The 25,771-nt window shown below is 47.5% G+C and carries 26 protein-coding genes and 2 tRNA genes; 11 read left to right on the forward strand and 17 right to left on the reverse strand.

Annotated features, from left to right (window positions below; translation table 11 throughout):
- Positions 1-229: 229 nt before the first annotated feature.
- The 5 genes from ACJJIP_RS06840 to ACJJIP_RS06860 all read right to left on the reverse strand — a co-directional run bounded on the left by ACJJIP_RS06840 (position 230) and on the right by ACJJIP_RS06860 (position 3,545).
- Entirely contained in the window at positions 230-514 is a 285-nt protein-coding gene (locus ACJJIP_RS06840; RefSeq protein WP_444946500.1) for a hypothetical protein, read from the reverse strand.
- Positions 515-967: 453 nt separating this feature from the next.
- A complete protein-coding gene (locus ACJJIP_RS06845) occupies positions 968-1,834 on the reverse strand; it encodes an AraC family transcriptional regulator (protein WP_282953050.1) in 867 nt (288 codons plus the stop codon).
- A 164-nt stretch (positions 1,835-1,998) separates the two neighbouring features.
- Complete coding sequence (locus ACJJIP_RS06850) at positions 1,999-2,541, reverse strand: hypothetical protein (RefSeq protein ID WP_020413276.1); 543 nt, start codon at positions 2,539-2,541, stop codon at positions 1,999-2,001.
- Positions 2,541-2,816 (reverse strand): hypothetical protein, encoded by a 276-nt coding sequence (locus ACJJIP_RS06855; RefSeq protein ID WP_020413275.1) that lies wholly within the window; start codon positions 2,814-2,816, stop codon positions 2,541-2,543. The genes ACJJIP_RS06850 and ACJJIP_RS06855 overlap by 1 nt, the downstream gene beginning before the upstream one ends.
- 195 nt (positions 2,817-3,011) lie before the next feature.
- Positions 3,012-3,545: a mechanosensitive ion channel domain-containing protein gene (locus ACJJIP_RS06860; RefSeq protein ID WP_020413274.1), complete on the reverse strand. Its 534-nt coding sequence runs from the start codon at positions 3,543-3,545 to the stop codon at positions 3,012-3,014.
- A 304-nt stretch (positions 3,546-3,849) separates the two neighbouring features.
- On the opposite strand from ACJJIP_RS06860, the gene ACJJIP_RS06865 reads away from it, so the two are divergent.
- Together ACJJIP_RS06865 and ACJJIP_RS06870 are read left to right on the forward strand one after the other, a co-directional pair.
- A complete protein-coding gene (locus ACJJIP_RS06865; RefSeq protein WP_353376669.1) occupies positions 3,850-4,239 on the forward strand; it encodes a LexA family protein in 390 nt (129 codons plus the stop codon).
- A complete protein-coding gene (locus ACJJIP_RS06870) occupies positions 4,240-5,493 on the forward strand; it encodes a Y-family DNA polymerase (RefSeq protein WP_444946501.1) in 1,254 nt (417 codons plus the stop codon).
- Positions 5,494-5,904: 411 nt separating this feature from the next.
- On the opposite strand, the gene ACJJIP_RS06875 is transcribed toward ACJJIP_RS06870, so the two are convergent.
- The 6 genes from ACJJIP_RS06875 to ACJJIP_RS06900 form a co-directional block, all read right to left on the reverse strand.
- Entirely contained in the window at positions 5,905-7,059 is a 1,155-nt protein-coding gene (locus ACJJIP_RS06875; RefSeq protein ID WP_020413271.1) for a patatin-like phospholipase family protein, read from the reverse strand.
- Positions 7,060-7,398: 339 nt separating this feature from the next.
- Positions 7,399-8,391, reverse strand: coding sequence for a right-handed parallel beta-helix repeat-containing protein (locus ACJJIP_RS06880; RefSeq protein ID WP_282953055.1), 993 nt, complete (start codon positions 8,389-8,391; stop codon positions 7,399-7,401).
- A 147-nt stretch (positions 8,392-8,538) separates the two neighbouring features.
- Entirely contained in the window at positions 8,539-8,967 is a 429-nt protein-coding gene (locus ACJJIP_RS06885) for a DUF2267 domain-containing protein (protein WP_353376672.1), read from the reverse strand.
- A 102-nt stretch (positions 8,968-9,069) separates the two neighbouring features.
- On the reverse strand, positions 9,070-10,062 hold the full coding sequence (locus tag ACJJIP_RS06890) for a right-handed parallel beta-helix repeat-containing protein (RefSeq protein ID WP_353376673.1): 993 nt from the start codon (positions 10,060-10,062) through the stop codon (positions 9,070-9,072).
- Positions 10,063-10,338: 276 nt separating this feature from the next.
- Positions 10,339-10,415: transfer RNA gene (locus tag ACJJIP_RS06895), tRNA-Arg, on the reverse strand.
- 207 nt (positions 10,416-10,622) lie between these two features.
- Positions 10,623-11,648, reverse strand: coding sequence for a serine-rich family protein (locus ACJJIP_RS06900; protein WP_444946502.1), 1,026 nt, complete (start codon positions 11,646-11,648; stop codon positions 10,623-10,625).
- A gap of 1,238 nt (positions 11,649-12,886) precedes the next feature.
- Here ACJJIP_RS06900 and ACJJIP_RS06905 point away from each other — a divergent pair.
- The 9 genes from ACJJIP_RS06905 to ACJJIP_RS06945 all read left to right on the forward strand — a co-directional run bounded on the left by ACJJIP_RS06905 (position 12,887) and on the right by ACJJIP_RS06945 (position 19,552).
- Complete coding sequence (locus ACJJIP_RS06905) at positions 12,887-13,279, forward strand: hypothetical protein (protein ID WP_444946503.1); 393 nt, start codon at positions 12,887-12,889, stop codon at positions 13,277-13,279.
- 248 nt (positions 13,280-13,527) lie between these two features.
- Positions 13,528-13,713 carry a hypothetical protein gene (locus tag ACJJIP_RS06910; protein WP_444946504.1) on the forward strand — a complete coding sequence of 62 codons (186 nt, stop codon included), beginning with the start codon at positions 13,528-13,530 and terminating at the stop codon, positions 13,711-13,713.
- A gap of 172 nt (positions 13,714-13,885) precedes the next feature.
- Positions 13,886-15,250, forward strand: a complete 1,365-nt coding sequence (locus ACJJIP_RS06915) for an IS4 family transposase (protein WP_444945463.1) — start codon at positions 13,886-13,888, stop codon at positions 15,248-15,250.
- Between the two features lie 42 nt (positions 15,251-15,292).
- Positions 15,293-15,577 carry a hypothetical protein gene (locus ACJJIP_RS06920; protein WP_353376678.1) on the forward strand — a complete coding sequence of 95 codons (285 nt, stop codon included), beginning with the start codon at positions 15,293-15,295 and terminating at the stop codon, positions 15,575-15,577.
- A gap of 94 nt (positions 15,578-15,671) precedes the next feature.
- A complete protein-coding gene (locus tag ACJJIP_RS06925; protein WP_353376679.1) occupies positions 15,672-15,992 on the forward strand; it encodes an SMI1/KNR4 family protein in 321 nt (106 codons plus the stop codon).
- A gap of 81 nt (positions 15,993-16,073) precedes the next feature.
- Positions 16,074-16,424 carry a hypothetical protein gene (locus ACJJIP_RS06930; protein ID WP_444919110.1) on the forward strand — a complete coding sequence of 117 codons (351 nt, stop codon included), beginning with the start codon at positions 16,074-16,076 and terminating at the stop codon, positions 16,422-16,424.
- An 89-nt stretch (positions 16,425-16,513) separates the two neighbouring features.
- Complete coding sequence (locus tag ACJJIP_RS06935) at positions 16,514-17,038, forward strand: hypothetical protein (RefSeq protein ID WP_353376681.1); 525 nt, start codon at positions 16,514-16,516, stop codon at positions 17,036-17,038.
- Between the two features lie 520 nt (positions 17,039-17,558).
- Positions 17,559-18,440, forward strand: a complete 882-nt coding sequence (locus ACJJIP_RS06940; protein ID WP_353376682.1) for an ADP-ribosylglycohydrolase family protein — start codon at positions 17,559-17,561, stop codon at positions 18,438-18,440.
- A gap of 38 nt (positions 18,441-18,478) precedes the next feature.
- Positions 18,479-19,552, forward strand: coding sequence for a DUF4113 domain-containing protein (locus ACJJIP_RS06945; protein WP_353376683.1), 1,074 nt, complete (start codon positions 18,479-18,481; stop codon positions 19,550-19,552).
- Positions 19,553-19,733: 181 nt separating this feature from the next.
- Here ACJJIP_RS06945 and ACJJIP_RS06950 read toward each other — a convergent pair.
- From ACJJIP_RS06950 to ACJJIP_RS06975, 6 genes are all read right to left on the reverse strand, one after another.
- Positions 19,734-19,810, reverse strand: a tRNA-Arg gene (locus ACJJIP_RS06950).
- Positions 19,811-20,071: 261 nt separating this feature from the next.
- The gene (locus ACJJIP_RS06955; RefSeq protein WP_444946505.1) at positions 20,072-20,560 is read right to left on the reverse strand and encodes a DUF1993 family protein; all 489 of its coding nucleotides are present in this window, start codon (positions 20,558-20,560) and stop codon (positions 20,072-20,074) included.
- A 207-nt stretch (positions 20,561-20,767) separates the two neighbouring features.
- The gene (locus ACJJIP_RS06960; protein WP_353376685.1) at positions 20,768-22,987 is read right to left on the reverse strand and encodes an ATP-dependent helicase; all 2,220 of its coding nucleotides are present in this window, start codon (positions 22,985-22,987) and stop codon (positions 20,768-20,770) included.
- Positions 22,988-23,061: 74 nt separating this feature from the next.
- Complete coding sequence (locus ACJJIP_RS06965) at positions 23,062-24,816, reverse strand: SulP family inorganic anion transporter (RefSeq protein WP_353376686.1); 1,755 nt, start codon at positions 24,814-24,816, stop codon at positions 23,062-23,064.
- A gap of 75 nt (positions 24,817-24,891) precedes the next feature.
- On the reverse strand, positions 24,892-25,329 hold the full coding sequence (locus tag ACJJIP_RS06970; protein ID WP_444946506.1) for a DUF6691 family protein: 438 nt from the start codon (positions 25,327-25,329) through the stop codon (positions 24,892-24,894).
- Between the two features lie 8 nt (positions 25,330-25,337).
- Positions 25,338-25,769 carry a YeeE/YedE family protein gene (locus ACJJIP_RS06975; RefSeq protein ID WP_444946507.1) on the reverse strand — a complete coding sequence of 144 codons (432 nt, stop codon included), beginning with the start codon at positions 25,767-25,769 and terminating at the stop codon, positions 25,338-25,340.
- Positions 25,770-25,771: the final 2 nt, after the last annotated feature.

Here is a 25,771-nt window from a genome sequence, read left to right on the forward strand (position 1 = left end):
AAAATTTCCTAGTAACAACCCACTTAGGGTATCATGCTTGCAAGCCGTTTCTAATACGTCTTATTACATCGAGCCTATCTTGTTTTACGTAGTCTGATATTGCAGGATGAATCAGCGTGAAATTAGAAGTCTGTTGTTTGCGCAGAGCTTTATTGAGGTTTAATAAATAGAGGTTTGTAAAACGATAATTGAGTGCTAATTATCTAGGGGGAATTTTACCTTGTGGAAGTTAGTAATCGTAATTGTCGTATCCAGATCGATATTTTGAATCAAACTTATCATAATAGAAATCTACCCTGTTGCCTTCACGGCAGATAACATCGCAGTGGCTTTGATTTTCAACACAGATATTTTGTGGTCTTTCATTATCACGAATGCACTTGCGGTAGATATCTCTACAGGTATGCTGACAGCGACTGACGATCTCACGTTCGTAAAGAGTTTCGCCCCGGGTGACTTGGGGTATCAGTGTAATAGCGAACCCTGTAAGTAGAATCGGAAGCACTCTCTTCATAACTGTGTTAGCCCCTGCTATGTCCACTCTGGGTGGACTAACACGCTAAAGATAATGTTTATCTGACCAGGGGACAAAAAACTCTAAGATTATTTTGTGATTAGCACGTATTTTGTATGCCTGTTTCTATGAGTATCCTGGTAAATATATTACATAACGTGATTGTTCTGTTAGGAGACTGGCTATTCACTTATCTCTATGTCGGCTTAGTATCGTTGAAGAGTATCCCTGCCTGCTGTTTAAAACACTATTGAACGGAATACAGTTTCAGCACTAGCTGCAGCTGTTGCCAGTTGATAGAGGCTGTTTGAGGAAAGATTGGTAATTTTACCCTGGTCACTCTCCGGGGTGAGCGAGCCTCAAAGAGTTTTGCATTTCGCTGGCTGAGTTTCCCTTACTATGGGAAAAAGGTGTAGGCCGAAGTCAGTTTGCGCCTAGTGATTGAGGATGCGCTTATTCTATTGGCAAGAAGATATCCGTAATCATTTCACTCTCTTTCACCTCTGGAAAGAATTTCACCCTCTCCAGAAAAATCGGGAAGTTTCGCAGTGTGAAACCAGACACTTCCAGCCAGTCTGAATATAGATAGCTTACGGTGATACCTATTGTGTCATCACTGCCGGTATGCCTGATAACCGCACACTTACCAGCGGGAATAGTCTTGCTCTTGATGCCATGGTTATCATTCTTCACTGAATATGGTACTGAACAACAGACATCATACTGGTACTCACCCGGTTCGGTTGTTGCCGGATCATTATAGAGAAGATTGAATGTCCTGCTTGTAGCCGGTGTTAGCCCCTGTGATTTCCTCCACTCAATAAATTTTCTAATGGTTGTGCTAAGTAGATTTGGTGGCCCCTTGTGCTCCAAGGCCGCTACCAAAGTTTCGGGAAAGTCTATGATGGTCACTTGGATTTTGTCCTGGCTTCTCATTATCTGTGTTCTCAATGTCAGAATAGGCTGGTAGTGGGAAAGCCAATGGTCCCAGTTTGGCGACAGCCGGAACTTTGATGGGCTCTGACCAAAGTGCTTTTTGAATGCCCGAGAGAAAGCTTCATGGCTGTCATAGCCATTTTCCAAAGCTATATCCAGAATCCTTCTGTCTGTGCGATAAGCCAGCTGGTAAGCGCTACGCTTAAGCCTTAACAGCCTGACAACGGCCATTAAGGGCATGCCAAAATATGCTGAGCATTGGCGATGAAAGTGATACCTGGATAACTGGGTGAGCCCGCATAGCTGGTCGATATCCAGCTCAGTATCAAGGTTGGCTTCGATATAAGCTAGTACTTGCAGAAATTGTTCCCGATAACTGGACATACTTGCCTTCCTCCCCTTTGGTAATGGAATACTATAACGACAGGGTTACTAAGGCTTGATCAATCTTGCTGAGTAGAGTTGAGGGTTGGTTTGTCTAACTTGAATGGGGGTAAATGGGAAAGTGGTGGGGGCTTAGCCCCCATTTGAGTACTAGCGGATGCCAGTTAGCAGGGGGTGGATGATCGCTTAAAGGTGTTGACCATCATTTTTGCCTCTTTGAGGCTACTGAGATAACCCTTGAGGGAATTTACTCCGGCTTTAACCCCGAGTGAGCTCAACTTCATAACCAGTGAGAGGGCGAGCTCTGATTTGAGATAGGGCGTGAATGCCAGGAATGCCTTGAAGATAGAACAATGTATTCTGTTTAGCAGGTTCTGTATTTCTTTGTTGCTGGTAGAGATCTTTTCAGCCTTTTTTTCGAAAGCCTTCAGCTCATCCAGGTACTCCACAAATAAACGGAAATTGAATACAACGGTTCTATGCTCCTTGTACTCCGCAATGATAGTACTCAGGGCATCGTTGATTTTTCTGAGGGCGATATAATCTGTTCTGGAGAGACTCTCATAGGAGTTAGAGAGATACGTGATGGTATCTCTCCGCAACTGACAAAACTCGAACAGGTGCTGGTCGTGTTTTCTCATTTCCCAAAGCCGATATATCTGGATTGAAATGAAGAAAAGAGCAAGGGCTAACAATATGTAGAGCACTACTCAAACTCCTTTTCATTAATTGGCTTTCTCGGTGCCACTTTTCTGGTGGGCGGGGAATAGGAGAAGGCATTATCCATCAGCTTCAGGAACCTGTCCCGATACTCCCTATTATCTGCCGCTAGTCGATCAATTTCAACTTGACGATCTTTCAGTCGCCCGCTGTACATCCAGAAAAGTAAATAATGTGCAAAGATGAAAAATACGACAAACAGACCATTTTTCAGGCCCATTTCTTGGATAAAGTGGAGTATATCTTTGAGGGTATCGGTCATGTAGTCCCTTAAAGCCAATTTTACAGATTCATGCGCATTTTTAACTATTGAGACTATTGAATCAACTTGATACGAACCACTGTTGCCGATAATGGGGACTCGTGTGCAAATTACTGGGATATGGGAGAGCCGGGGGAGCTACGTCTCGGCCCTCTGTTAATGAGCTGGGTATGGTAAAAAGCGGGGACCTGGGTATTACTGTACTTCTGCCGGGCGTGACTTCGCTGGCTCTTTGTTATCCTCAGCCTTACTCTTTTCGGGATTTTTTATTACGCCTTTCTGGAGCATTAATGTGTTCGGATAGGTGATCAACTCTTCCCCTCTCCTGATTAATACATGGAAGAGCGTGATTTCCTCAATAATCCCGGAAATGTCGTCGTCCTTATCCATTACCTGGATTTTGTCACCCACACGATAAGGAAAACCGAAGAAAATAATCAGGCTGGCGGTGATATTGCTCAGAATTGACCACTGGGCAAAGAGCGCCACGCCAATTACAGCAAATACCGAAGAGAGGAAGATGGAAACCTGGGTATATTCAAATCCCAAAGCACTGATCAGCAGTGCCAAGTGAAATCCCAGTAGCGCAATGCCCACAGTTTTGGAGATGTATTTCAGGCGGTAGGGTTTCACTGCCTTGGCGCCGCCTAACTTTTTGATGGCGGAAGAGCTCAATCTCATGCAGATAAAATAAGAAGCCACAATCAGTGCAGCGACCAATAAATTCATATTTGTGTCTCTCTCTTTGTGCTGGGGCAGGCTTATCGAGGGGTTCCAGTGGGCTATTGATCGAGTAATAACAGGCCCTGTTATCTGGGTTTTGCCTATGGGGCCGGATCATAGTCCCAGAGTGTCACGCTGCCAAGCGGCTTGAGGGTAACTGGTGGGCTGGCCTTTGGTGTCAGACTCTACCTCTCCTTGGCCACCATTGGATGTTAGTGAGCACTTCCCGGCCCTGTGGTCACTTAATTCTCTTGCCGGTGTCACTTTTCAGCCTCTAAACTGTATTTATATACAGTATTGGTGTTCCCTAATGAAACTGACCCCTTTATACAGCCATGGTGTTGCAGCAGGCTTCCCCTCTCCCGCGGATGACCACAGGGAGGATTCACTAAGCCTCGACCAACACCTTATTACCCGGCCCGCTGCCACTTTTATGGCGCGTGCCAATGGGGACTCAATGCAGGGCCTGGGCATCTTTGACCGGGATCTCCTGATAGTAGACCGCTCACTGGAGCCGGCTCAGGGGGATGTTGTGGTAGTTGCCCTGGATGGACAGCTCGCCTGCAAGGTCCTGGACCGCTACCGGGGGCGCCTGCTCTCCGCCAATGATCGCTACCCTCCGATACCTATCAGGGAGGGGCAGGAGCTCGTTGTGGAAGGGGTGGTAAAGGCATCCATTCGCTACCATCGATCTTGCTGAATGCTGGCATTGGTGGATTGCAACAGTTGCTACGCCAGCTGTGAACAGATTTTTCGGCCGGACCTGCGGGGTAGGCCAGTGGTGGTGTTATCAAATAACGATGGCTTTGTGGTAGCGCGTTCCAAAGAGGCCAAATTGCTGGGTATCGGTGATTTGGAACCTTTCTTCAAGATTGAACATTTGCTGCGGCATCATGATGTTGCCATTTTTTCCAGTAACTACCCTCTCTATGGTGATATCTCTCACAGAGTCATGACAACCCTGCGGGACTTTAGCCCAGAGGTGGAGGTGTACAGTATTGATGAGATGTTCCTCAATCTGCAGGGCCTGCGGGAGGACTGGGTCGAGTACGGGCAGGGAATACGTCGAACCCTGTGGCGGGATGTACGTATGCCGGTGGGAGTTGGAATTGCCCCCAGCAAAACCCTGGCCAAGTTGGCGAACAGAGCGGCGAAGAAGATTCCCAAATGCGATGGGGTCTGTGTCTTGGATGGCCCGCAACGTTGGCAATGGCTGCAGAGACGCATACCAGTTGACAAGGTGTGGGGAGTTGGTCGGCGCTTGGCCAAACGGTTAGGGGAATTTGGCATTGTAACTGCCTATGACCTGGGGCAGGCCAACCCCAAAATTTTACGCAGGCGTACCAATATTAATATTGAGCGAACTATCGAGGAGTTGAATGGCTCTCCCTGTTTCAGCCTGGAAGAGCAGCCCGCGCCCAAGAAGCAGATTTATTGCACCCGCTCATTTGGGGAAAAGCTCACCGAGCTGCCGCCCCTGTTACAGGCTATTACACTCTATGCGAGTCGGGCGGCAGAGAAATTGCGTGCGCAGGAATACCTGGTAACAGCGATTCACCTGTTTCTGCATACATCCCCGCATGAGCCCAACTACTACAGCCGCAGCACCGTGGTGCGATGTCCTTACCCTACGGATGACACCCGCTTAATTGCCAGTTTGGCGAAGGGGGCCATAAGGGAACTCTATCGTCCGGGACACCGTTTTATGAAAGCTGGGGTGGGGCTGGTTGAGTTGGTACCCAAGACTTTGGGGCAGGGTGATCTATTCGCCATCGGGCAGCCGGCCCGTGCTGGTATGATGATGCAGACACTGGACCGGGTTAATCAGCGCTTTGGCAGTGGCACTTTGTTTTTAGGTGCTGAGGGTATGCAAAAGCAGTGGAAGATGCGGCAGGCCTATCGCTCACCGGCCTACACAACGCGTTTCGAAGCTCTGCCGGTAGTTAATATTTAAAGGGCAGGCAGCAGCATTAAGGTCTGTATTTGCGGTATGTATATCGGGTGTTCCATTCATATTGCAGTTCTTGATTGCTGTGGGGGTGGTATTTAGTGGGGCGTTTCAGTGAAAACAGAAGGCGGGTCTGAGGACCTTATGGTTTGCCAATTGTTTGGCAGAAATCATGCTGGGCAAGTTAATGCGGTGATAAAGTTTGCACTAACCCTATTGTTGGAAAAGGCCCGAGGGAAAGCTTCCAATTCCATTAGTACAAAATATTAACGCCTTCATGATTAAGGTTGACAGCGAGTAGAAGACGGCAGCAGGTAGAATTAACGCTAAGCTCGTGCCGCTAACTCAATCTTTAGTTTAACCCTGCCTTTAGCATCTGGAAGAACGATAGCAGAAAGGTATTACGAGACCGGTGCACTAATTTTGCTGTTCCAAATGCTTAATAATTCTCTCTAAAGCCGGGCGATTTTCTTCAATTAGCTGGTCGGCATAGGCTCTCAGGTGCCCTTTGGAGCCGGCGTCAAAGATGCCTACAAAAGGTTCTGCAATATCTATATCCAGAAAATCATATTCGATGCGCCCCTTGGATGAGAGAGACTTGGCAATTTCCAGTGTAAAAACCTGCTGGTGATCCATGGACAATTGAATATTAGAGAAGGCATCTCTCAGCCAGCGTAAACGCCCCCAGTTTTTTATTTGGTCATAACTGATTTTCGCCCCCGCAAGAGGTGGATTGCCAGCACCCAGGATCAGTAAATAGTAATTTTTCCCGGGGAATTCGTTAATGATATCCAACAAAATCAGGCTGGTTGGGTTGTTGATAGCCATACCCGCATCGGCGAAAAAACGGTGTTTTGTCTCCCCATCCGGAGCCCTGAAAATTACTGGTGGGAAGGCCGTCTCTGCACTGACAGAAGCTGTAACCAATTGGTAAGTGGTATTGGTTGGTAGGTCGGTGACAGAAGTTCCTCGGTTTTTAAAAAGGTGGATTTTTCCACTGTGTACATCCAGGGCGGGAATAATGACGTAGTTTTTTAAATCAGTAAATGGAAGGTGTTTTGAGTAGTGCTTCGCCAAGGTCTCGTGTAAACGGTCCCCGAGAAAAGAAGGGGAAAAAAGTCCTCCTGCAGTGAGTATCTTATGATACCACGGAGAGGAAAATACATAATCGGTATCCTCCCGATAGACCTTTATCATGTATTCAGTGGCTGACAGGTCTCCGCCACGGTATTCAAGGAGAGATTTAAATGGAACATTAACCCCGGTGGCAATTGCCGCTCCGGTAGAAACCCCGCTAAAAACATCGAATAGCTCACTAACAGGTTTACCAAGGCGGGACTCCAAGTACTGGATTATATAAAGTGGAATGAGGCCGCGAACTCCGCCACCTTCAATAATGAGAATATTGATAGTGTCTTTTTTTTCGATATCTGCCGTGCTTTTTATGAACTCTTCAGTCACGGAGGTTCTTTCAAATATAGCCGTCTGAGTGAATCGGGTATTGTAGATATATGCAATCGTGATATAGAGGGCGACTAAAATTAATAGACTGATGAGTACTTTTTTGGCCATGATTTTTTCATTGCAGCTAAGGATAAAAGCTCCAGCCGTGGAGGTTGCAATTCAGAGTCATTTCATCGGGTTCCTACCAGTGCTTAAATAGTATTCTCGAGTAGTGACGCTAAACAATGATAGATGATAAATATAAGCCAGCTGTGCGGTAGCAGTTAAGTATTTTATGTGGAGTGCGGAGGTTATTCTTTACGCTCTAAAAGTGGATAGTGATAATGTGGGTATTGGTAAGAATGGCGCTAAATAGCCGGGGAGCGGTAGTTTGTAAGAGGTTAGAGAGAGCAAAGAAAAGGGGAAAGCGGACTTTCCCCACTATAACAAACGAAGAGGATTCAGTCTTTAGCGTAGACACATGGGGTTGGCGGATTCAAACTGATTTCCCAGCCAACGATTACTTCCGGTGCAGTTTGGATCAAACAGATCAATCAGGTCAAATTGCTGATTGCCAGATAAAATGTTGCCAAGAATCTGGTAGTTGGAGCTATTTGGGTCAGTCAGGACGATACCACCATAGTTGGGGGAGGCATTAGAGCCGTTGTTTGTTACGAAGTTCGTGCTAATTTTACCACCATTCCCGCCGCTGATATTAATACCAATCTGGCCATTACCGGTCACAGTATTTTGGGTAACTGTGGCAAAGTTACCATTGATGATTACTCCGGTTTGACCATTATTTTCAAAGGTATTTTGCGCAACAATGATATGATCTCCGTCCAGCTCTAAACCGTCTTCACTAAACCCCGCCACATAACTAAATGTCAGCGTATTGCGCAGGCCAAGTATTTCAACGCCTTCGTCACCATCGCCTAAGATGGTGCACCCGGAGACTATATTGTCATTTCCCAACACCTCTACACCATCTGAAACAGTGGAACCGGCGACTCCGGTGATGGAAGTGTCAAGCAAAATATTACCGTCGCTAAATAATAGGACTCCATTCCTAATAACATCTGTCATCGTCATATTGCTGATCTGATGGAAGCCATCGCCCATGGCTACGACGCCATTGAGGCAATTATTAAGTGTGCCATTGCTGACTCTTGCAGCGGTACCTTGTAATTCGACAGCTGTAAACTCTGTGGCGACGGGATCTAGTGTGGAGCAGTTAATTGCGAACCCATTCATATTAAGAATGCCGGCAGGGCCCTGCACGGTAAGTGCAACTGGAGTTGCCTGGCTGAGTTCGCAATTTAGATTACCTGTTAATGTAGTTGGCGAAGTTATAGTGTCGCCACAGCTAACCGCGAATACGTGGAGGGAAAATAGCGATCCAGCAATGAGTACCGCGACACTTTTTATGGCGTTTCCTAAGTTGAAGCCATAACCTTTCATCTGGAACTCCTTTCCAAAAGGGCAAGTGATTTAAATATTTAAAGCATAGCCATTAGTGACCTATTTGCGTGAGTAGCAGTATATTGACCTTTGGTAAGGTGTATGAAGTTTGGGTTATTTGGAATAGTTATATTAGCGGAAGGTATTTTATCTATTGTCGATCGACCAAAATGCTTTTGCCTCTGGGGGCAAAGTATCCAGTACTCGATCAAAGACTGTTTCATCAACATGTTTTCTCAATGCCCAGGCAACGTCCTTGATTGCGTTGTCGGTAGAAAAGTTATGATCCGGGCGAAGGTTCCTGACTTCCTGTGTCATAGTTTGTAAATCTTCAAATGGCTTTTGCTTTTCTGTGACATCCCATTGTTCAACAAAAAGGGCTCGCAGGCATGGGGGGAGTGCTTGGGAGAACCTGATGGCATCCTCCAGGGAAAGGCGGCGACGGAACACCTGAAAGACACCCTGGGTCATTGTGAAAGTAACATGAGTGCTCCATAAGTTGGCTTGATTTCGTGCATCGATAAGATATTCATAAAATTTATCTCGGGAGCGCTGATATTCTGCAGGAACAGGCAAATTCTTATACCCAGAAGTATGAATCGTTAACTTAATATGAGGGTTGTACCGGGAAAAAGGAATTGAATCCCTTTTCCCGGTAAGAATCAAGCGGTGACGCCGTTAATTCAAGCAGCCTGGATTGGCGCTTCCAAACCGATTTCCTTCCCAAATGTTGGTTCCGGTGCAGTCTGGGTCAAAGAGGTCAGACAAGTCATATGGCTCATTGTCAAAAACAATATTCCCAATGATTTGATTTCCGGCTGCTGCCTCATCAGTAACCACAATTCCACCAAACCCCTCTGAGAGATTAGAGCCATTTTCGATTACGGTATTCTGGGTAATCCTGCTACCCACAGTGTTATCAATCTCAATTCCGATTTCGGCATTAGACCTAACAACATTTTGCCCGACTGTGGCGAAATCGCCATTTACCCTGATGCCATTTTCAAGGTTGTGTTCGATAACATTTTGGGCGATATTGGAATAGTCCCCAATTATTTCAATACCCTCTTCATTAAATCCAGAGATATGGCAGAAGGTAACACTATTGTAGTTTCCACCTACTTCTATACCCTCATCTCCACTACCGCTAATCATGCAGTTATTAATATTATTGTTACTTCCCGCTATCATAATGCCATCTGCATTGGTGGAGCCTGCAAGCCCTGTAAGCATTACATTTGTCACAGTATTGGTTCCGCTGGCTAAGCGAATACCATCCCGGTCAAAATCAATAATTTCAATGTTGGAAATAGAGTGAGTTCCGTGGTCTTCAGCAGAAATCCCATTCTCGCAGCCGGAGATCTTTCCTCCTGATACACTAGCACTTGCCCCCTTCAGAACTATGCCAAAAGACTGCATCTCAAATGGAATCTGAATCGAACAGGAAATTTCAGCATCTTCTAATGTAAGGCTGCCGAAGGGCCCAATTACAGTTAAGGCTACAGGGTTCTCTGCAGTTAGCTCGCAGTTGAGGTCCTGTGTGAGAACTCTTGGTTTTATAATGGTGGCGCCGCACTCTACTGCAAATACTTGTGATGAGCTAAATGATGCTAAGAGAATTAATGAAAAAGTTAGAATTTCTCTCGGCAGGTTAAGTATGTTGATCTTCATGTTGAGTTCCCTTTCAGATGGTTATGATTTTCCGGATGTCACTATAAAAGAGGATCGCCTGATACGTGCTTTGGTAGGTTAGACTTTTTTGGAAGAGTTAATGGTGAGGTTATATCAGAAATGTAGATGGGGCTTTTAAAAGCAGTAGTTTAGATTGGTGTTAAGCCAAGAATATTAATGGTGGATATTACTTCGTCGCTCGGGAGCGGAAGCGCTGGACATTTAACAAGCAAGAAATAAAAAAGGCCTACGCAAGTAGCGTAAGCCTTTTCAATATGGCGCGCTCGGGAGGATTCGAACCTCCGACCGCCTGGTTCGTAGCCAGGTACTCTATCCAGCTGAGCTACGAGCGCGTCGAGGAGGCGCACAATATAGATAGGCAAAGATAGAGTCAAGCATTTTCTTCATTCTAGATGCATATTTTGACATTTAGTGACCTGGAGGCCTGTTTATGCGGTCTTCTTTGGAAACTGTAAGGAGCTTATCTAAGAAGGGTAGGCAGGAAGCCCCCCTGTAGGGCTTCCTGAAGCTCATGCGAGACTTGCCAGGTTGTTTGGTGATTACTGATTGATCGTACCGCTATTGTTTGCTCCCAGCTGGGTCACGTTAGCAAGTTGTGAGACACCATTTTGGTTGGCTGTAAGGCTGTTCAGGCTTCCGCTTTGCAGGGAGGTTAAAGTATGGCTCATACCACCCTGATTAGATACAACAGAATTTTCCATACCACTCTGGGTGGTCCATGAGCGAATTAGCGAACCTGCCTGAAAAATATTTTGCGTATTTAGCATACCTTGCTGGTTAATATTTAATTGACTTAAGGAGCTACTGAATTGATTAGCCTGTACTGAATTCTGCTCGCCAATCTGGTCAACAGTAGCAAAATTGTTGCTGCCTCCACCTTGGCCAAGGCTTATCATATTCCCTGTGCCAAATTGCGTGGAGCTGGCAAAGTCAGAAGTGCTTAGACTGTGAGATATTCCACTCTCATTTTGATCCCCGATTTGTAAAATCAGTACGGTACCAAAGGAGCTTTGAATCTGTATCGATACCCCGTTATTGTTGCTGCCGTCCTGGGTCATACTCATAAAGTTATTAGTACTGTCTATTTGGGTGAGCGCTGTATTGTTGGAGTCACCCTGCTGCAAAGAAATGGCTGTATCATTAGATGAATTAATTTGGGTGGCGCTTGTGCCATTATTGGCCCCGAAGAGTGTTTGTGACACCGTAGTTCCGGTGGTATTAATCTGAAAATTTGACAGTATGTTTCCATCGCCACTCTGCAAAATAGTCATATTGGAGGATACGGCATTCTCCTGTTCCAAATTGAGAGAGCTATTTCCGCTGCCTATTTGTGTGTGACTGATAGTGCTATTTAAAGTGGTTCCAAATTGAGTTGCGTCTGAGAAATTATTACTACCATTTTGTATTTGTGAAATGGTGCTGCTGTGAGTACTGAGGTCAGCTTGATCAGCCATGGCCATGTTGCCTGTACCGATCTGTTCAACAATAGACGTATTGTTGTCTGCTAACACATGGACACTGGCAATAACAAGTGCAAATGCTGTGACTAAAAGCTGTGGATTCATAAGGCGATCCTTTGGGTGTAAGTGGCAACAGTAATTTGACAGGTATCAGCAGGGCGCGTGTTTGGCTAGTAATTTGGGCAGGTGAAGGACTCTGTGTGAGGATAATTTCAGAACTGAGGCTGGGTGTTTCGGGACTTCTCACCAAGCAGGTTGGGCGCCGGCACGAATAGACTGCAAATGGCCGTAATCCACGATTACTCTGTCAATTATCTTACGGGTAATCCCGTTGCAGCCATCCTTATCGCGACATCCTGATGAGGTCAATCGGTGCAGGGAAAGTGTTGTTGATATGGGGCAAGGTTGCCATGGGAGGTAAGTGCCAAATCACTAGGACAAAAGTTTACGTTTTGTGCAGCTTGGGAGAGGGCGTCGGCGAGGGCTCTTAAGGGCAGATAACAAAAAAGCCCGAACCTTTCGGTGCGGGCTTTCGTGTATGGCGCGCTCGGGAGGATTCGAACCTTCGACCGCCTGGCTGTGCATAGTTCTTTTGCGGCTATGGCGATACCGAGTGGGTGATACTGGCTGTGGTGTTCAGTATTGAAGTGGGCGTATTGCCGGTGCGAAAGCCCGAATTATAGAGCCATGGCTTACATCTACAGAAATTCCCCCCTAACTTATTGATTTAATTGTGGGTAAAATGTGTTCAAGAGTGGGAGGTCGAACCAGACGACTTGAGCTAATGGCTCACTATCTCTGGTTACTATTTAGACAATAGTTTGTAACCTGCTGTAAATAAAAGCTTTTTTGCGGAGCTTGGAGGCTCCCTCCTAGAAATAGTGGCCAAATAGATAGTGAGCCACTGGCTCATTAATAAACTGTTATGTTTCACAAGAATGAATATCGAGAAATTACATAATATAGTCGCTTGCTTCTGCTTACTTATGATTCCTGTAGGTTTCTATATTGGTGGAGAGAGTGGCACAGATGATGGGGCAGAGTTTATATTTCGCTTGGCGGGCATATATCTTCCGTTCTACTGTATTAAATGCATCAAGCTCGGCCGAGAGAATTTCCTCACCATTAACTGGAGCTCTGATGTAGTAACCAAAGACGGTGAGCCTTTTCTATTTTGGCTTGCTATGTTTATGCTGTTCTCATTATCAGGTGTATTTTTGCTACATTAGTATGAAAAAACATAACAAAGCCAAGCACGATCTGCCAGCAGAGCTGGTTGGACCTACATTCCGCAGCTTCGCTGCTACATTTCGGCCCGTGTTGGCGGCGTTATGAGCACTAGCATGGCAAGACGAATAAAACTTTCAGCGCTAATGACACTACTCGCAATAGTGTTGAGTGGTTGCCCTCGAATCGCAGAGATAGATATCTATAACAATACTGGTGTATCAATATCTTTAAATAGCGGGGGAAGTATCACTCATATTTCCCCTGGCGAAGTAAAAGTTATTGTATTTACCTCAAGCAGTTTGGTTGTCAGTTCCGAAATCGGAGAATGGAAATACGGCCGAAATTTGATTACGTATGGGGGCGAAGATGGTGAATACTTCGACGGCACTGTATATTTGCAAATCAATAAAAGTGGCCAAGTCTTTGCTACTAGAGAAAAAGATAAAAGGCCACAATCTGAATTTGAAGCACAGCCAGAGGGTTTCCCAATTGCACCAAGCTCATAACAAGCAAAGGCAGCATCGCCCTGCGGGCTGGACGCGCTGACGCGCGCCGCTGCTTTGAGCGTTACATGTCTATGAAGTTATTGCTATTTATTATTTTTCTAGCTTTTACGCAGATAGCGCTTGGTTCTGTAAGGTGTCCAGATCCCATTCATGGAAGTAAAGAAACTCTACATTCATAGGAGTTATATGGAGGCCTTGGCCATAAGTTCTATGCCGTAAGCCAATACAAGGGCTTTAAAATAAAGGAAGTGGTTATTTTCCTTGATGCAGGCAATAAAAATCCTGGTGCTTCGATCCCGATGAAATTCACTGTTCAAGGAGGGAAGGCTGAAGGAGAGTTTGATATCTCTGGAAACTGGGAAAGGGTTGAAATTGTTGCTTATTATGGGGAAGGAATCTGTGATCCCAAAATTGCAGTCAGTGTCAGTATGTAACAAGCCGCAGCAATCGCTCCCGTTGGTCGCTGGGACAGCCAAAACGCTACGCTTATTTGTCTGCCCCTGTACGGGGCGCTAAGTTTTATACACAAGTTTTTTCAGTTTTATTATAAAAATCAATGAGTTACAGTTTGTACGGTATAGGAGCTACAGATTTGGCTGGATAATTATGCAGGACTGGGTCAGGGACGAAGTGAAAAATCAGGTTATGGGTGATACACGATTGAATAAGCGCTTATCCAATATTCTCAGTAATTTAAGTACCGACCCAAAGAGTAGTATTCCCTGTGCAAACAAGTCTTGGACAGAAACCTTTGCAGCCTATCGATTTATCGAAAATGATAAAGTCAGCTTTGACTCCATTATGAGTGGACATAAATCAGCCACTCTTGAAAGAATCAAGGTTCAGCCAGTTGTTCTTATCCCTCAGGATACCACTTTCCTAAATTTTGCTACCGATTTAGAAAGCAAAGAAATGGGAACACTCCGACGCAAAGAGACTAATCAGCAGCTCCTACATACGTCTATCGCTATAACACCATCCAGAGATAACCTGGGAATTATTGAGGGTAGCATGTGGCAGCGAGATAAAGAATCTAGTGCTAATTCTCGCTATACCAAGTCGATACAAGATAAAGAGAGTCGACGCTGGTTAGACCATTATGAGTCAGCTTGTGAGATACAAGAGCGCTGCCCTGAAACCACGATTGTGAGTATCGCGGATAGAGAGGGGGATATTCATGAGTGGTTTCAATTAGCTGAAGATCAAAATGAACAGCGGCGTGCAAGCTATATTGTTCGAGCCAAGGCTAATCGTAGTTTAGAGATCGAAGGAGAAGATACGACTTTACTTTGGGACTATTTGACCAAACAGAAGTCCATCGGAAAATACTCAGTAGGTATCCCCAAAAGGAATGGGGAGCCAGAAAGGGAAGCTAAGGTCAGTGTATCCATTGCAGAAGTAAGATTACAGGGGAAAGGAAAATCAAAACGACCTCTTTCTATCTACGCAGTTTTTGCTAAGGAATTAAGCCCACCAGAAGGCAAAAAAGGTATTGAATGGATGCTGCTGACCGATCTTGCAGTTGAGGACTTTAAGCAAGCGAGGATTATCATTGAGTGGTATCGAAGTCGATGGGAAATTGAAACCTATTTTAGAGTGGTGAAAGGCGGATGCCAGATAGAAAGTAATCGCTTTAGAACCGAGCAGCGAATGCTGAACTGTATTGCAATCTATATGATTATTGGGTGGCGTCTACACTCCATGACAACACGAGCACGAACGCTTCCTGATACATCGTGTACGAAAGTCTACTCTGAAAAAGAGTGGCGTATGATATGGATAATGCAAGCTAAAACCTCCCCACCAAATGAAGCTCCAAGTATGAGAGATATAACTCGTATGTTGGCAGGACTTGGAGGCTTTCTGGGGCGGAGCGGCGATGGTGAGCCTGGAGTTAAAACCGTTTGGCAGGGGTACACTAAACTTCTCCATTATATGGAGGCAGCGGAGGCTTTAAATGGACTTAAATGATGTGTATAAAACACAGACGGGGCGTTATGTGTCGCGTGAAGTATGAGTAAACCGCCAAAAGAAATCGATGGTGCTCAGGTTCTGGAATGGGCTTGGTCAGGTGACAAGCCATTTGGCGAGCTTCGTTACGAGTCTGGGGAAATTGCGTCCGAAATATTTGGGCTAGCAATTTGCCAGTACGATGAATCTGATGTTATTTACCGATTCAGCTGCGATTCCAGCTGGGAAAAAGAACAAGATTCAGATTACGGTTCTATTGCTGAGGCAAAAGAAAATCTTCCTGAGCAGTATAAGAAAATCGAAGCGCACTGGCAAAAGTATGAGTAAACACATAACAAGTTGCGTAAGTGGGACAAAATGCTGCGCATTTCACCCCTTCGCAAAGCGTTATGCAAAAGGTTAGATCAGGCATCCAAATAAAATGAATGTTACGTTACCTCAAGAATACATAGAGTTTTTAAAGTCATCTGATCAGCTGTGGGGTGAGACGGATTATGAACTTGGTGAGTATTTTGAGTTGGAGCCACTAGATACAATTGAGAAAATGAATAAGGACATAGGCATAGTTCAAGCAGCTCCAGGATTCATTGCCTTTGCATGTGATGGTGGTGGTGAGGTTTTTGTTTTCGATGAGTCTGGCCAAATATTTATATTGCCGCTAATTGGTATGGAGCCGGGAGCCGCTGTTAAACTTGCCTCATCGTGGTCTGAATTTGAAACACATATTGCGCAAAGTGCATAACAAACGCATGCATTTGACCTCCGCTGCGCTGCGGCAAATGATGCGGGCGTTAAGGCATATGCAGACGGGAAGAAATACGAAATGAGAACTCTTGCTACAGCCTTGGTGCTATCCGTTGTTTTGAATTTGTACTTGATTAATTGGTTTGTTGATAAAAGTTATACGATAGAGGCGGTACCTAAATTGAGTGCCGATGTCCGCATCCTAGGGAAGTTTATTAGCCAAAACAGCACCAAGGAATCAGTAGCCGCTATATTAGAAAGTGATCTACCTGACATCAATTTTGAAGATTCAAAGTCTATGGATAAAAATTACGAGACACAGATCCGGCTTCAAAATCAGATAGTGTTCTATTTTGATGAAAATGAACAGCTTGTTGCCGTAGACCACTGGGGAGCTAAGTTATCTCCGTTATGGCAGAAAAAGCCTTAACAATTGCATGTTGTCGGACTGGTTTTCTGCTGCGCTCCAACCAGCCGCAAATATGGGCGTTAACCCTATCCACGCATTGAGCTATTTTCATGGAAGCAGAGATACTAGATCGACCACCATTATCAGGAGATTTTGAAGAGCATAATTTCTCAAAGTCTGGAAATACTGTGTGGGTTAAATTCTTCGATGAAGAGTATCTAGAATGGGTTGGGGTTTTCAGTCAATCAGGCTGGAGTTCCTTTAATACCGTTCTTCGGGTTCCAGGAGAGAAATTGTTTCTTGTTGTTGCAGGTGGGCAAGGCTACTTTGTCGATCCCAATTCTAGAGAGATTGTTTCAGCCACAGAATGGGATGGTATTGATAATATTATCTACAACGAAGAAACTGGATTCTTGGTAGCTACAGACGGCCTTTGTCTCACCTTGTTCAAAGGGTCTAATCTACATTGGTCCGGTGAGCGAGTATCGGCTGATGGTATTAGCTTTACCGGGCAGTCTGGCCCGATTGTAAAAGGGGTTCTTAACGACCTTACTGACGAAGGCTGTGAATTCACTTTTAATGCAAGTACCTGCGAGTTCAAAGCTGCGTGGATACTAGCAGACAATTGGGGTTAACAAGCAAAGGCAGCCGACGCATAAATGCGCGGCTGCTTTGAGCGTTACAAGCCCTAGCAAGGAATATACAATTGATTTGGGTGGCTCTATTTGCAGGAACCATTATGTGGCTAATTCAGAACTATAAAGATAGTAGTGAGCCGGTAATGGCTTTTTGGATTTACCTTGTTAGTACATTGGTTTTTGGATCAATCATGCTCTTCATCGCTGTAAAAACTAATCATTCCCCGTACGTGGTATTCTCAACTTATTTAGACGGAGGGAGCGGCAAGCTATTCTTATGCTTCTGGGCATTTCTAGCTGCAGCCATATCTCAATTTATTTCAAACTTGCGTAGATCACTGTAGTGCCTTGTAACAAAGCTATCTACACGCCCAACGTTGTTGGGCTGGACAAACTTTCCTGCGATCGAATTTGTGCTGGACGCTTACGCTAGCACAAATCAATCACCAAAAAATTTGCCGTATATAGCGGCGTTAGCAATCAATAGTCGATACTGGGTTAATGGGGAGAGATTTAAATGTTGTTAGAAATCGGAATAGGCGATGCTTATGGAGCAGGGTTTGAATTTTCCCCTAGAGAAAAAGTTGAAGCATACAATAACTTATCTCAGTACTGTGAGCATGAACTAGGGATTGCTCCTGGTTGCTATACAGATGATACTCAAATGTCGCTCGCGATAGCAGAATTGATTATTAGCGACGAAGCTTGGACAAAAGAGAATTTGGCTAATAAGTTCGTTGAATGCTTCAAGCGTGATGAGCGCTTAGGATATTCAAAAGGTTTTTACTCATTTTTGCACTCAATTAGTAGTGGTGAAGAATTTCTTAGAAAAATGAAACCACAAAGCACTAGAAATGGTGCGGCTATGAGATCAGCACCGTTGGGGTATGTCGACAATATTACTAAACTGTTAGAAATGGCTGAGCTGCAAGCGTCACTCACTCACGATACAGAAATTGGCCGTAAATCTTCGCAGGCGGTCGCTTTGGCATCACACTACGCCGTTTATAACTTGGGAGCAAAGGAAAATTTGACGGAGTTTGTGTCACAACATACCAAATATAATTGGCGAGAAAATTGGTCTGCTCCAGTGGCGTGCTGTGCTGAGGAAACGGTCCATGCGCTACTAACGGTTTTGAGAACCTCCGAATCTCTTAAAGACGTTCTTGTAAATAGCGTTGCTTTCAGCGGGGATGTTGATACGGTTGCTGCCGTTGGCTTGGGTATTGCGAGCCGTAGTAAAGAGTATTGTACTGGATTGCCGAGTTTCTTGATCGAGGAGCTGGAAAGTGGGAAGTATGGGAAAGTGTACCTCGAGGAAATAGGTCGCCAGCTAAGTGAATTCGGGGATGCTAACAAAGCTATGAACGAAGACGCCAAAAAGAAGCGAAGCTATTAGGCATCGGCGACCTTGAGCCATTCTTTAAGATTGAGCACTTGTTGCGCGTGCATAGGGTGGCGATCTTCTCTAGTAATTATCCGTTGTATGGCGATATCTCCCACCGGGTAATGACAACCCTACGAGAGTTTAGCCCCAATGTGGAGGTATACAGCATTGATGAAATGTTTATGGACCTTCACGGGCTGCATGAGGAGTGGCTGGATTATGGCCGCAAGATCCGCTGCACACTCTGGCGGGATATCCGTATGCCTGTGGGTGTGGGTATTGCGCCCAGTAAAACCCTGGCCAAGCTAGCTAACCGTGCAGCAAAGAAGATCCCTAAATGTGAAGGCGTCTGCGCACTTGATACGCCAGGGAAGTGGCAGTGGATGCAGCGCCGTACCGCCGTCAATGATGTCTGGGGCATAGGCCGGCGCCTCACCAGGCGCCTGGCCGATTTTGGCATACAGACAGCCCATGACCTGGCGCAGGCCAACCCGAAAATATTGCGCCGTCATATCAATGTGAACATTGAGCGAACGATAGAGGAGTTGAATGGGGTTCCCTGCCTTGGCTTGGAGGAAGAGCCCCCAGCTAAGAAACAGATCTATTGCACCCGCTCCTTTGGTGAAAAACTCACAGACTTACAGCCGATACTGCAGGCTGCCAGCTTATATGCGAGCAGGGCAGCGGAGAAACTGCGAGCGCAAAAATCGCTCGTAAAGTCGATTCATGTATTTCTGCATATCTCGCCCCATGAGCCCAACCACTACAGTCGCAGCACCGTTGTGCAGACTCCATACCCCACCGATGATACGCGAATAATCGTGCGGCTGGTGAGAGAAGCCATTGCCGATTTATACCGCCCCGGCTGCCGCTTTATGAAAGCAGGAGTGGGGCTTGCCGAGATTATCCCGCGTGCGCTAGGGCAGGGTGATTTATTCACTCCAGGGCAATCGATCAAAGCAGGGGTGACCATGCAGGCGATGGATCGGATCAATAAAAAGTATGGTCGTGGGACTTTATTTTTAGGGGCCGAGGGCATCCAGAAGAAGTGGAAGATGCGACAGGCTTTTACATCGCCTGCCTATACCACTCGGTGGGGGGATTTGCCGAGAGTGGTGACTTGATTTAACTGAGGTTGTTGTCCCTTATTTTTGGGGGCATAGCTTGACTTGTGGGGGCCGTTAAGGCTTCGGTTGTAAGTCGGAAGGGGCTGTCTAAATGTACAGTTTTTGAGTGATTATCCTATTTAATTTGCACCACAACAAAAAAAGGCTTACGCCGTGAGACGTAAGCCTTTGATTTGTATGGCGCGCTCGGGAGGATTCGAACCTCCGACCGCCTGGTTCGTAGCCAGGTACTCTATCCAGCTGAGCTACGAGCGCGTTACGGGTGCGGATAGTATAGAGGGTGTTCGCCGAAGTCAACTACTTTTTTACAGAAAAGTCGTTATAAATCATTGCCTTACCTTCTATAAGCCCGGTATCCGAGGGATGTTGGAGGCTGGCGGGAGATAGCGGCCACAACTTCAAGGAAATGAGTCTGGCTCAGAAGGGTCGGTCGGATCATGTCAATACCGGTATTTCTGCATAGAGGGTGGATTCAGTGGTGGGGTGTTGTGCTAGGCCGGGAGGCGTGTCCTCAGTTCAGACAAAGCTGAAGCCAGCTGGATAGCTATGGTAACCATCAAAGTCCCCTTTACTGAGTGCAACACCATGGGCGCGTGCGGTCCCATAGACCAGGCTGATATGGAATAGGAGGTTTGGCAGTATGTATTGGTAGATAAACTCAATTTGGGGCAGCTGCACCTCAATAAAACCGGCTTTGTCAGTGATTATCCTGCTGGTATCAAGTTGCGTTACTTTGGGTAAGGTATCCAGGTACTCCAGTGTTCTCTCGATAGTATCTTGAATATCCTCTTTTATAACCCCTTTCTTATCGAATGAAACAACTTTCCGGTCAACCAATGGGCAGTATCCGCGCAAAGCAAAATTGGCTGCAATTTTTGCATTGTCTCCCATGGAAAACATATCCGGGGAAAGCTGCTTGCCGAACAATGATTGTGGAATTTTATTAGTAATTAAAAGTAACTGGGAGAGGTGATGACAAAGAAGGCTTTTAATGGGTGGTTGCATAGAAATCTATCTGTTAATTGGTCCGGAAGTAGTTAACGCTCAGTAAATGCGTAACTGGCACCGATGCAAAAAAAATCCATTTTCGTTATCTGAATAAGATACTGATGGGTTTTCACCAGTGATAGGCATTTCACCGCTAAACCATTAAGTATCGATGCAAAACTATATCCCAGCCCCAGATATAAAGATTTTTCTTTATCGCATTTACTACATTAAATACTGAGCCAAAGTCTCCCAGTCAAAGCGCCGCGGTTTGCCGTCACTAAACAGTATTTCAATTCGCTGGTCTTCCCATTTCAGCACCCGCCCATGGCCGAGTTTGCGGTGGCGTAGGCCCTCGCCGGGTTCCGGTTTGCGTATGGGCGCACGTGGGGCGCTGATATTGGGGTTGTAATCACAGGCTTCCAGGTAGTGGAGGGCCTGGCGGGAGACAGGGATATCAGTATCTATCTGTTCAGGGCGTTGACGCAGTGAATCCGCCATCAACTTGCTCAGGGGAAGTTGCATTTCACTGATAAACAGTGAAGGCTGGGAGGCTTCGGGGTCTTTTTTATTGGCTGCCTCTGTCGGTGCCAGCAGAAATAGTTTTGACTTTGCCCGGGTTATGGCGACATACATCAGGCGGCGCTCACTCTCCAGGGAGGCGGGGGTGCTGAAATCCCGTTGGGGCTGGTAGGGCATATTGTGCTGGGTGAGAGTGGGAATAATTACCTGATCCCACTCCAGTCCCTTGGCCTGATGCATGGTTGTTATCTGGATGGCATCTGCCTCAGTTTGCTCTCCTTCGCGGTGTTGTCGCTGCAGCTCCTGAAGGTGGGCAAGGGCTTCTATGGGCGGCTGTTTGAGTGTGTCCAAATATTGGCAGAAGGCGAGGATGGTTTGCTGCCGCTCTTCTCCCTGCTGGCGGGTGAAGGCGTCGTCAGCAATTCCGCTGAGGAGTTCCAGTTCGCCGATATGCCTTCGCAGCAGCTCACCGGCATGGCCACGCCAGTTTTCAATTTGGGTTAGCAGATCTGCGCGCTGGCGCAGGCGTTTGGTTTGTGGCTTGCTCAGGTCTTCCGGCAGCAGGTGAACCAGCTGCTTGCCCCAGCCCTTATCCAGGGCGGCGAGGGAGGAGCAAATGGGCTCCAGTACTTTGCGAGGAATACGCACATGGGGCGCAGTTAGCCACTCGTAAAGCCCCTGTTGACGCCGTTTGACGGGCAGCTCGGCAAATCGGCCTGAGGCAATATTCAAACTCCAAAAAAGTGGCCTTAATTCGCGGCGTGATAGCACCGTATTGCGGCTGGCAGATTTGTACGGAATATTGTTGGCCAACAATGCCAGTTCAATGGGGGCCGCAATAGACCAGAGGCGAACTAGCACGGCGATATCATTGAGTGGCTGCCCATGCTTTTGGCAGCGGCGCAAATGCTCTACCAGCCAGCGGCCTTCTTTATCGGTTCTTACCAGTTCGATTTCTGTATGCCGGTCTTCATCGGCGGAAACACAGAATATATCGGCGCGGTCGCGATTATTTTCGATAAAGTGATTGGCCGCCAGGGATAGCTGGTGGCCGTAACGGAAGGTGCGGCTCAGGTGATAAATATTTGAGGGCGGAAAATCGCCATCAAAAAATGTGAGCAGGAAATCTGGCTTGGAGCCGCGCCATTCATAAATAGTCTGGTCCGGGTCGCCAATGGCAATTACGTTGCCGGATTTTCCGTAGAGTACGCGCAATAAAAAGTGCTGTATTTCGTTGATATCCTGGTACTCATCCACCAGGATATCTTCGTAATAGCTACCGTATTGTTCGGCCATCTGCTCATCGAGGCTGAGCAGCATGGCGGGATCGTAAATCAGGTCGGCGTAAGTAACAGCATTTTGGCTACGGCGCCAGGTCTCGAAGGTACGAAACACCTGCAGGAAATACATGTACTCATCGCCGAGTTTCAGCTCCTGAAATGCGCTGAGGTCCCCGGATAGAATGGTCTTGGTGTAGTCAATAAAAAATTCTGCAGCTTCGATCTCCGATTGCTTACGCGCACGGATTTCCTCCAGCTCGTGGGTGGGGGCACATTCCTCAATCGCCTTCCAGATCTGCAGTTGAACAGTGGATTGGGGGAGAGGGGTGAGATTGGCCGCAGCAATATGATCATTGGCGATCATGCGTTGGTATAAGCGGTAGCCCATACTATGGAAAGTGTGTACCGAGGGAATAGGTCCATCCGCAAGGTGCCGCATACGGCGATCGAAATCTTCCCGCGCACTACGGTTATACATCAATACCAGCAGTCGCTCAGGAGAAATACCGGCATCCAGACGGTTTTTCACATAGTGCAGCAGGGCAGTGGTTTTGCCAGAGCCGGCAACGGCAATAATTTTGGCATGACCACCGGCGTGATCTGCAATTGCCTGTTGCTCAGTGGTGAGAGTATTGCCGCCCATCGTGTGCTTCGCCCAAATACTGGATATTTTGCCAGTGTAGGGCCGGCGCTTACAAGTTTATGGGGGATTTCGGTTCAGGCAGGATCAGCGGGAGGGTTGGGCCTGGCAGCTTGATTGTCGTCATCGATCTTATGGTGGCGCAGGGCCAATTCAGCAATATAAGAGGACAGGAACACCCTGCCGCTCAACTCCTGCAATAGCTTGGAGCGCCCCAGTCGGTCCAGTACTGGCCCTTTCACTTCTGCCAGGTGCAGGCAGATATTACGCTCCTGCAGGTCGCGATTGATTTGTTGCAGACGCTCGATGGCAGTGCTGTCAATACGGTTGACCGAAGAGAGAATCAGCACCAGGTCGTGCAGGTTGGGGTGGCGCTTGACCTCCACCAACAGACGCTCTTCGACTGCACTGATATTGCTGAAGAACAGGTTCTCATCGATGCGCAAGAAGAGGATATCCGGCAGGGTTTTCACTGTGTGGCGTAGCACATTGCGAAACTGCTCAGTGCCGGGAACCCGCCCCACCACGGCAATATGAGGCCGGCTTGTGCGCCAGATCAGGGTAGCGAAAGAGAGTCCTACACCCAGGCCAATCCCGGCCTCCACCCCAAACAAGAGTACCCCCAAGAAAGTACCGCCCATGGCAAGGCCGTCGGTGCGGTCGTAGCGCCAGTGGTGGGCCATTGCGCGGACATCTATCAGGTTTGCCGCCGCCACTATTATTGTGGCGGCCAGTACGCAGATCGGCAGTTCGGTAAAAACCTTGGTGGCATACAGCAATACCAGTGCGATCACTATCGCTGCAATAATCCCGCTGAGCGGGGTTTTCGCGCCGGCTTCATCATTAACGGCAGTACGTGCAAAACTGCCGGTTACTGCAAAGCCCCCGGAAAAAGCGCTGAAAAGATTCGAAGTGCCCAGGCCGCGCAACTCGGCGTTGGGGTTGAGTTTTTCTCCCCGGCGCAGGGCGATGCTGTGGGCTACTGAGAGGCTCTCGACAAAACCGAGCAGGGCAATAATCAATGCCGGCAACAGTAGCTCGTAAACCATGCCCAGATTAAAAGAGGGCACCTTTAGGGCCGGTAAGCCCGCGGGAATCACGCCAACCACCGGCAGCTCTTTTTCCCAATGAAAGATGGTGGTGAGCAGGACCGATATCAGGACGATCAGCATAGGTGCCAGTCGCGAGAGCAGTTTTGCCCGCGGTGGGCTGGCCCCCATTTTGCGCAACAGAAATGGCAATCCCAGGCGCGCTGCAATCAGGCTGGCCAGGGCCACAATTCCCAGCAAGGCGGCTTCCGGATCTGTCATAGGGGAATTACTGAGAGTGCTTACCAGAATCTCCAGAGCGGTGTGCCCCTCACCCTGAATACCCAGCAGCGGTGCAATCTGCCCCACCATAATCAATATTGCTGCGCCGGAGACAAAGCCATCCACCACCGGCAGGCTCAATAAATTGGACAGGCTGCCAAGGCCCAGTAATCCCATTATTAGCAAAATGATCCCGCTCAGCAGGGCCAGGAGGATGGCGCCGTTTATATATTCCTCGCTACCTGGGGTGGCGATGGGGGTGAGGGCTGAGGCAGTCATCAGAGCCAGAACGGCTACCGGACCGACGGACAGTACAGAGCTTGAGCCAAATATTGCGTAGCCAACCAGTGGGAGTAGCCCAGCATAAAGGCCCAGGTAAGGCGGCAGGCCGGCAAGTGCTGCATAGGCCAGTGCCTGGGGTATCAGCATCATGCTGGCCAGGAGCGCGCCCACGGCATCGCCTACCAGCCACTTGGGCTGGTAGCGCTTTAACCAGGGTGGGATAAGGTGGTGAGCTCGCATTCCCTTGTCTGCTGAAGATTGGCCTGCTTCAACAAGATAGTTGGCTTGTGCCGCGCTAGTGGTTAAAGCGCGGGGTTAGCTCTGGGCTGCGACAGTTTTACGGGCGCCGAACTGGAAAATACCCATGCCGGTGAGCATTGCCAGCGTAAAAACCAGGGCCTTTTCCTGGCCGGCACCTGTGGCCACAATCGCTGGACCAGGGCAAAAGCCTGCCAACCCCCAGCCCACGCCAAACAGCAGGCCGCCGATTACCAGGGGGCGATCAATATCGGCACTGGTAGGTAGCTGCAGGGGCTCTTTAAGGAGAGAACGGCTGCGTCCCTTTACTAGCTGAAAGGCTGGCAGCCCAACGGTAATTGCACCGATCATCACCAGCGCCAGGGATGGGTCCCAGGCACCGGCCAGGTCTAAGAATCCCAGTACTTTCTCCGGGTTTGCCATGCCTGAGAGTATTAGGCCCAGTCCAAAAATCAATCCGGCCATTAGTGCGATTATTCTGGATTTCACTGTCATTCCCTCCATCAGGCTGCCAGTAAGTGGCGCAAAACATATACGGTGGCAAAGCCCGCACCCATAAACACCAGCGTGGCAACCAGTGAGCGAAGAGACAGGCGGGACAGCCCGCAAACACCATGGCCGCTGGTGCAGCCGGAGCCATAGCGGGTGCCAAACCCCACTAACAGTCCGGCGATAATCAGGGTTGGGTAACCCGCATCAATTTTTATTGGGGGTAGGGCAGAAAAAAGTTGCCAGGAGAGGGGGGCGATAAGCATCCCGGCAATAAATGCCAAACGCCAACCAATACCTGTCCCCCTTTCCAATAGGCCGCCAATAATTCCAGAAATACCGGCAATGCGACCATTGAAAAGCAGTAAAAGGGCGCTTGCGAGCCCAATGAGTGCACCGCCAGCGAAAGCGGTAGTGGGGGTAAAGGCCGTCCAATCGATAGTCATGG

Source organism: Microbulbifer variabilis, from assembly GCF_052467165.1.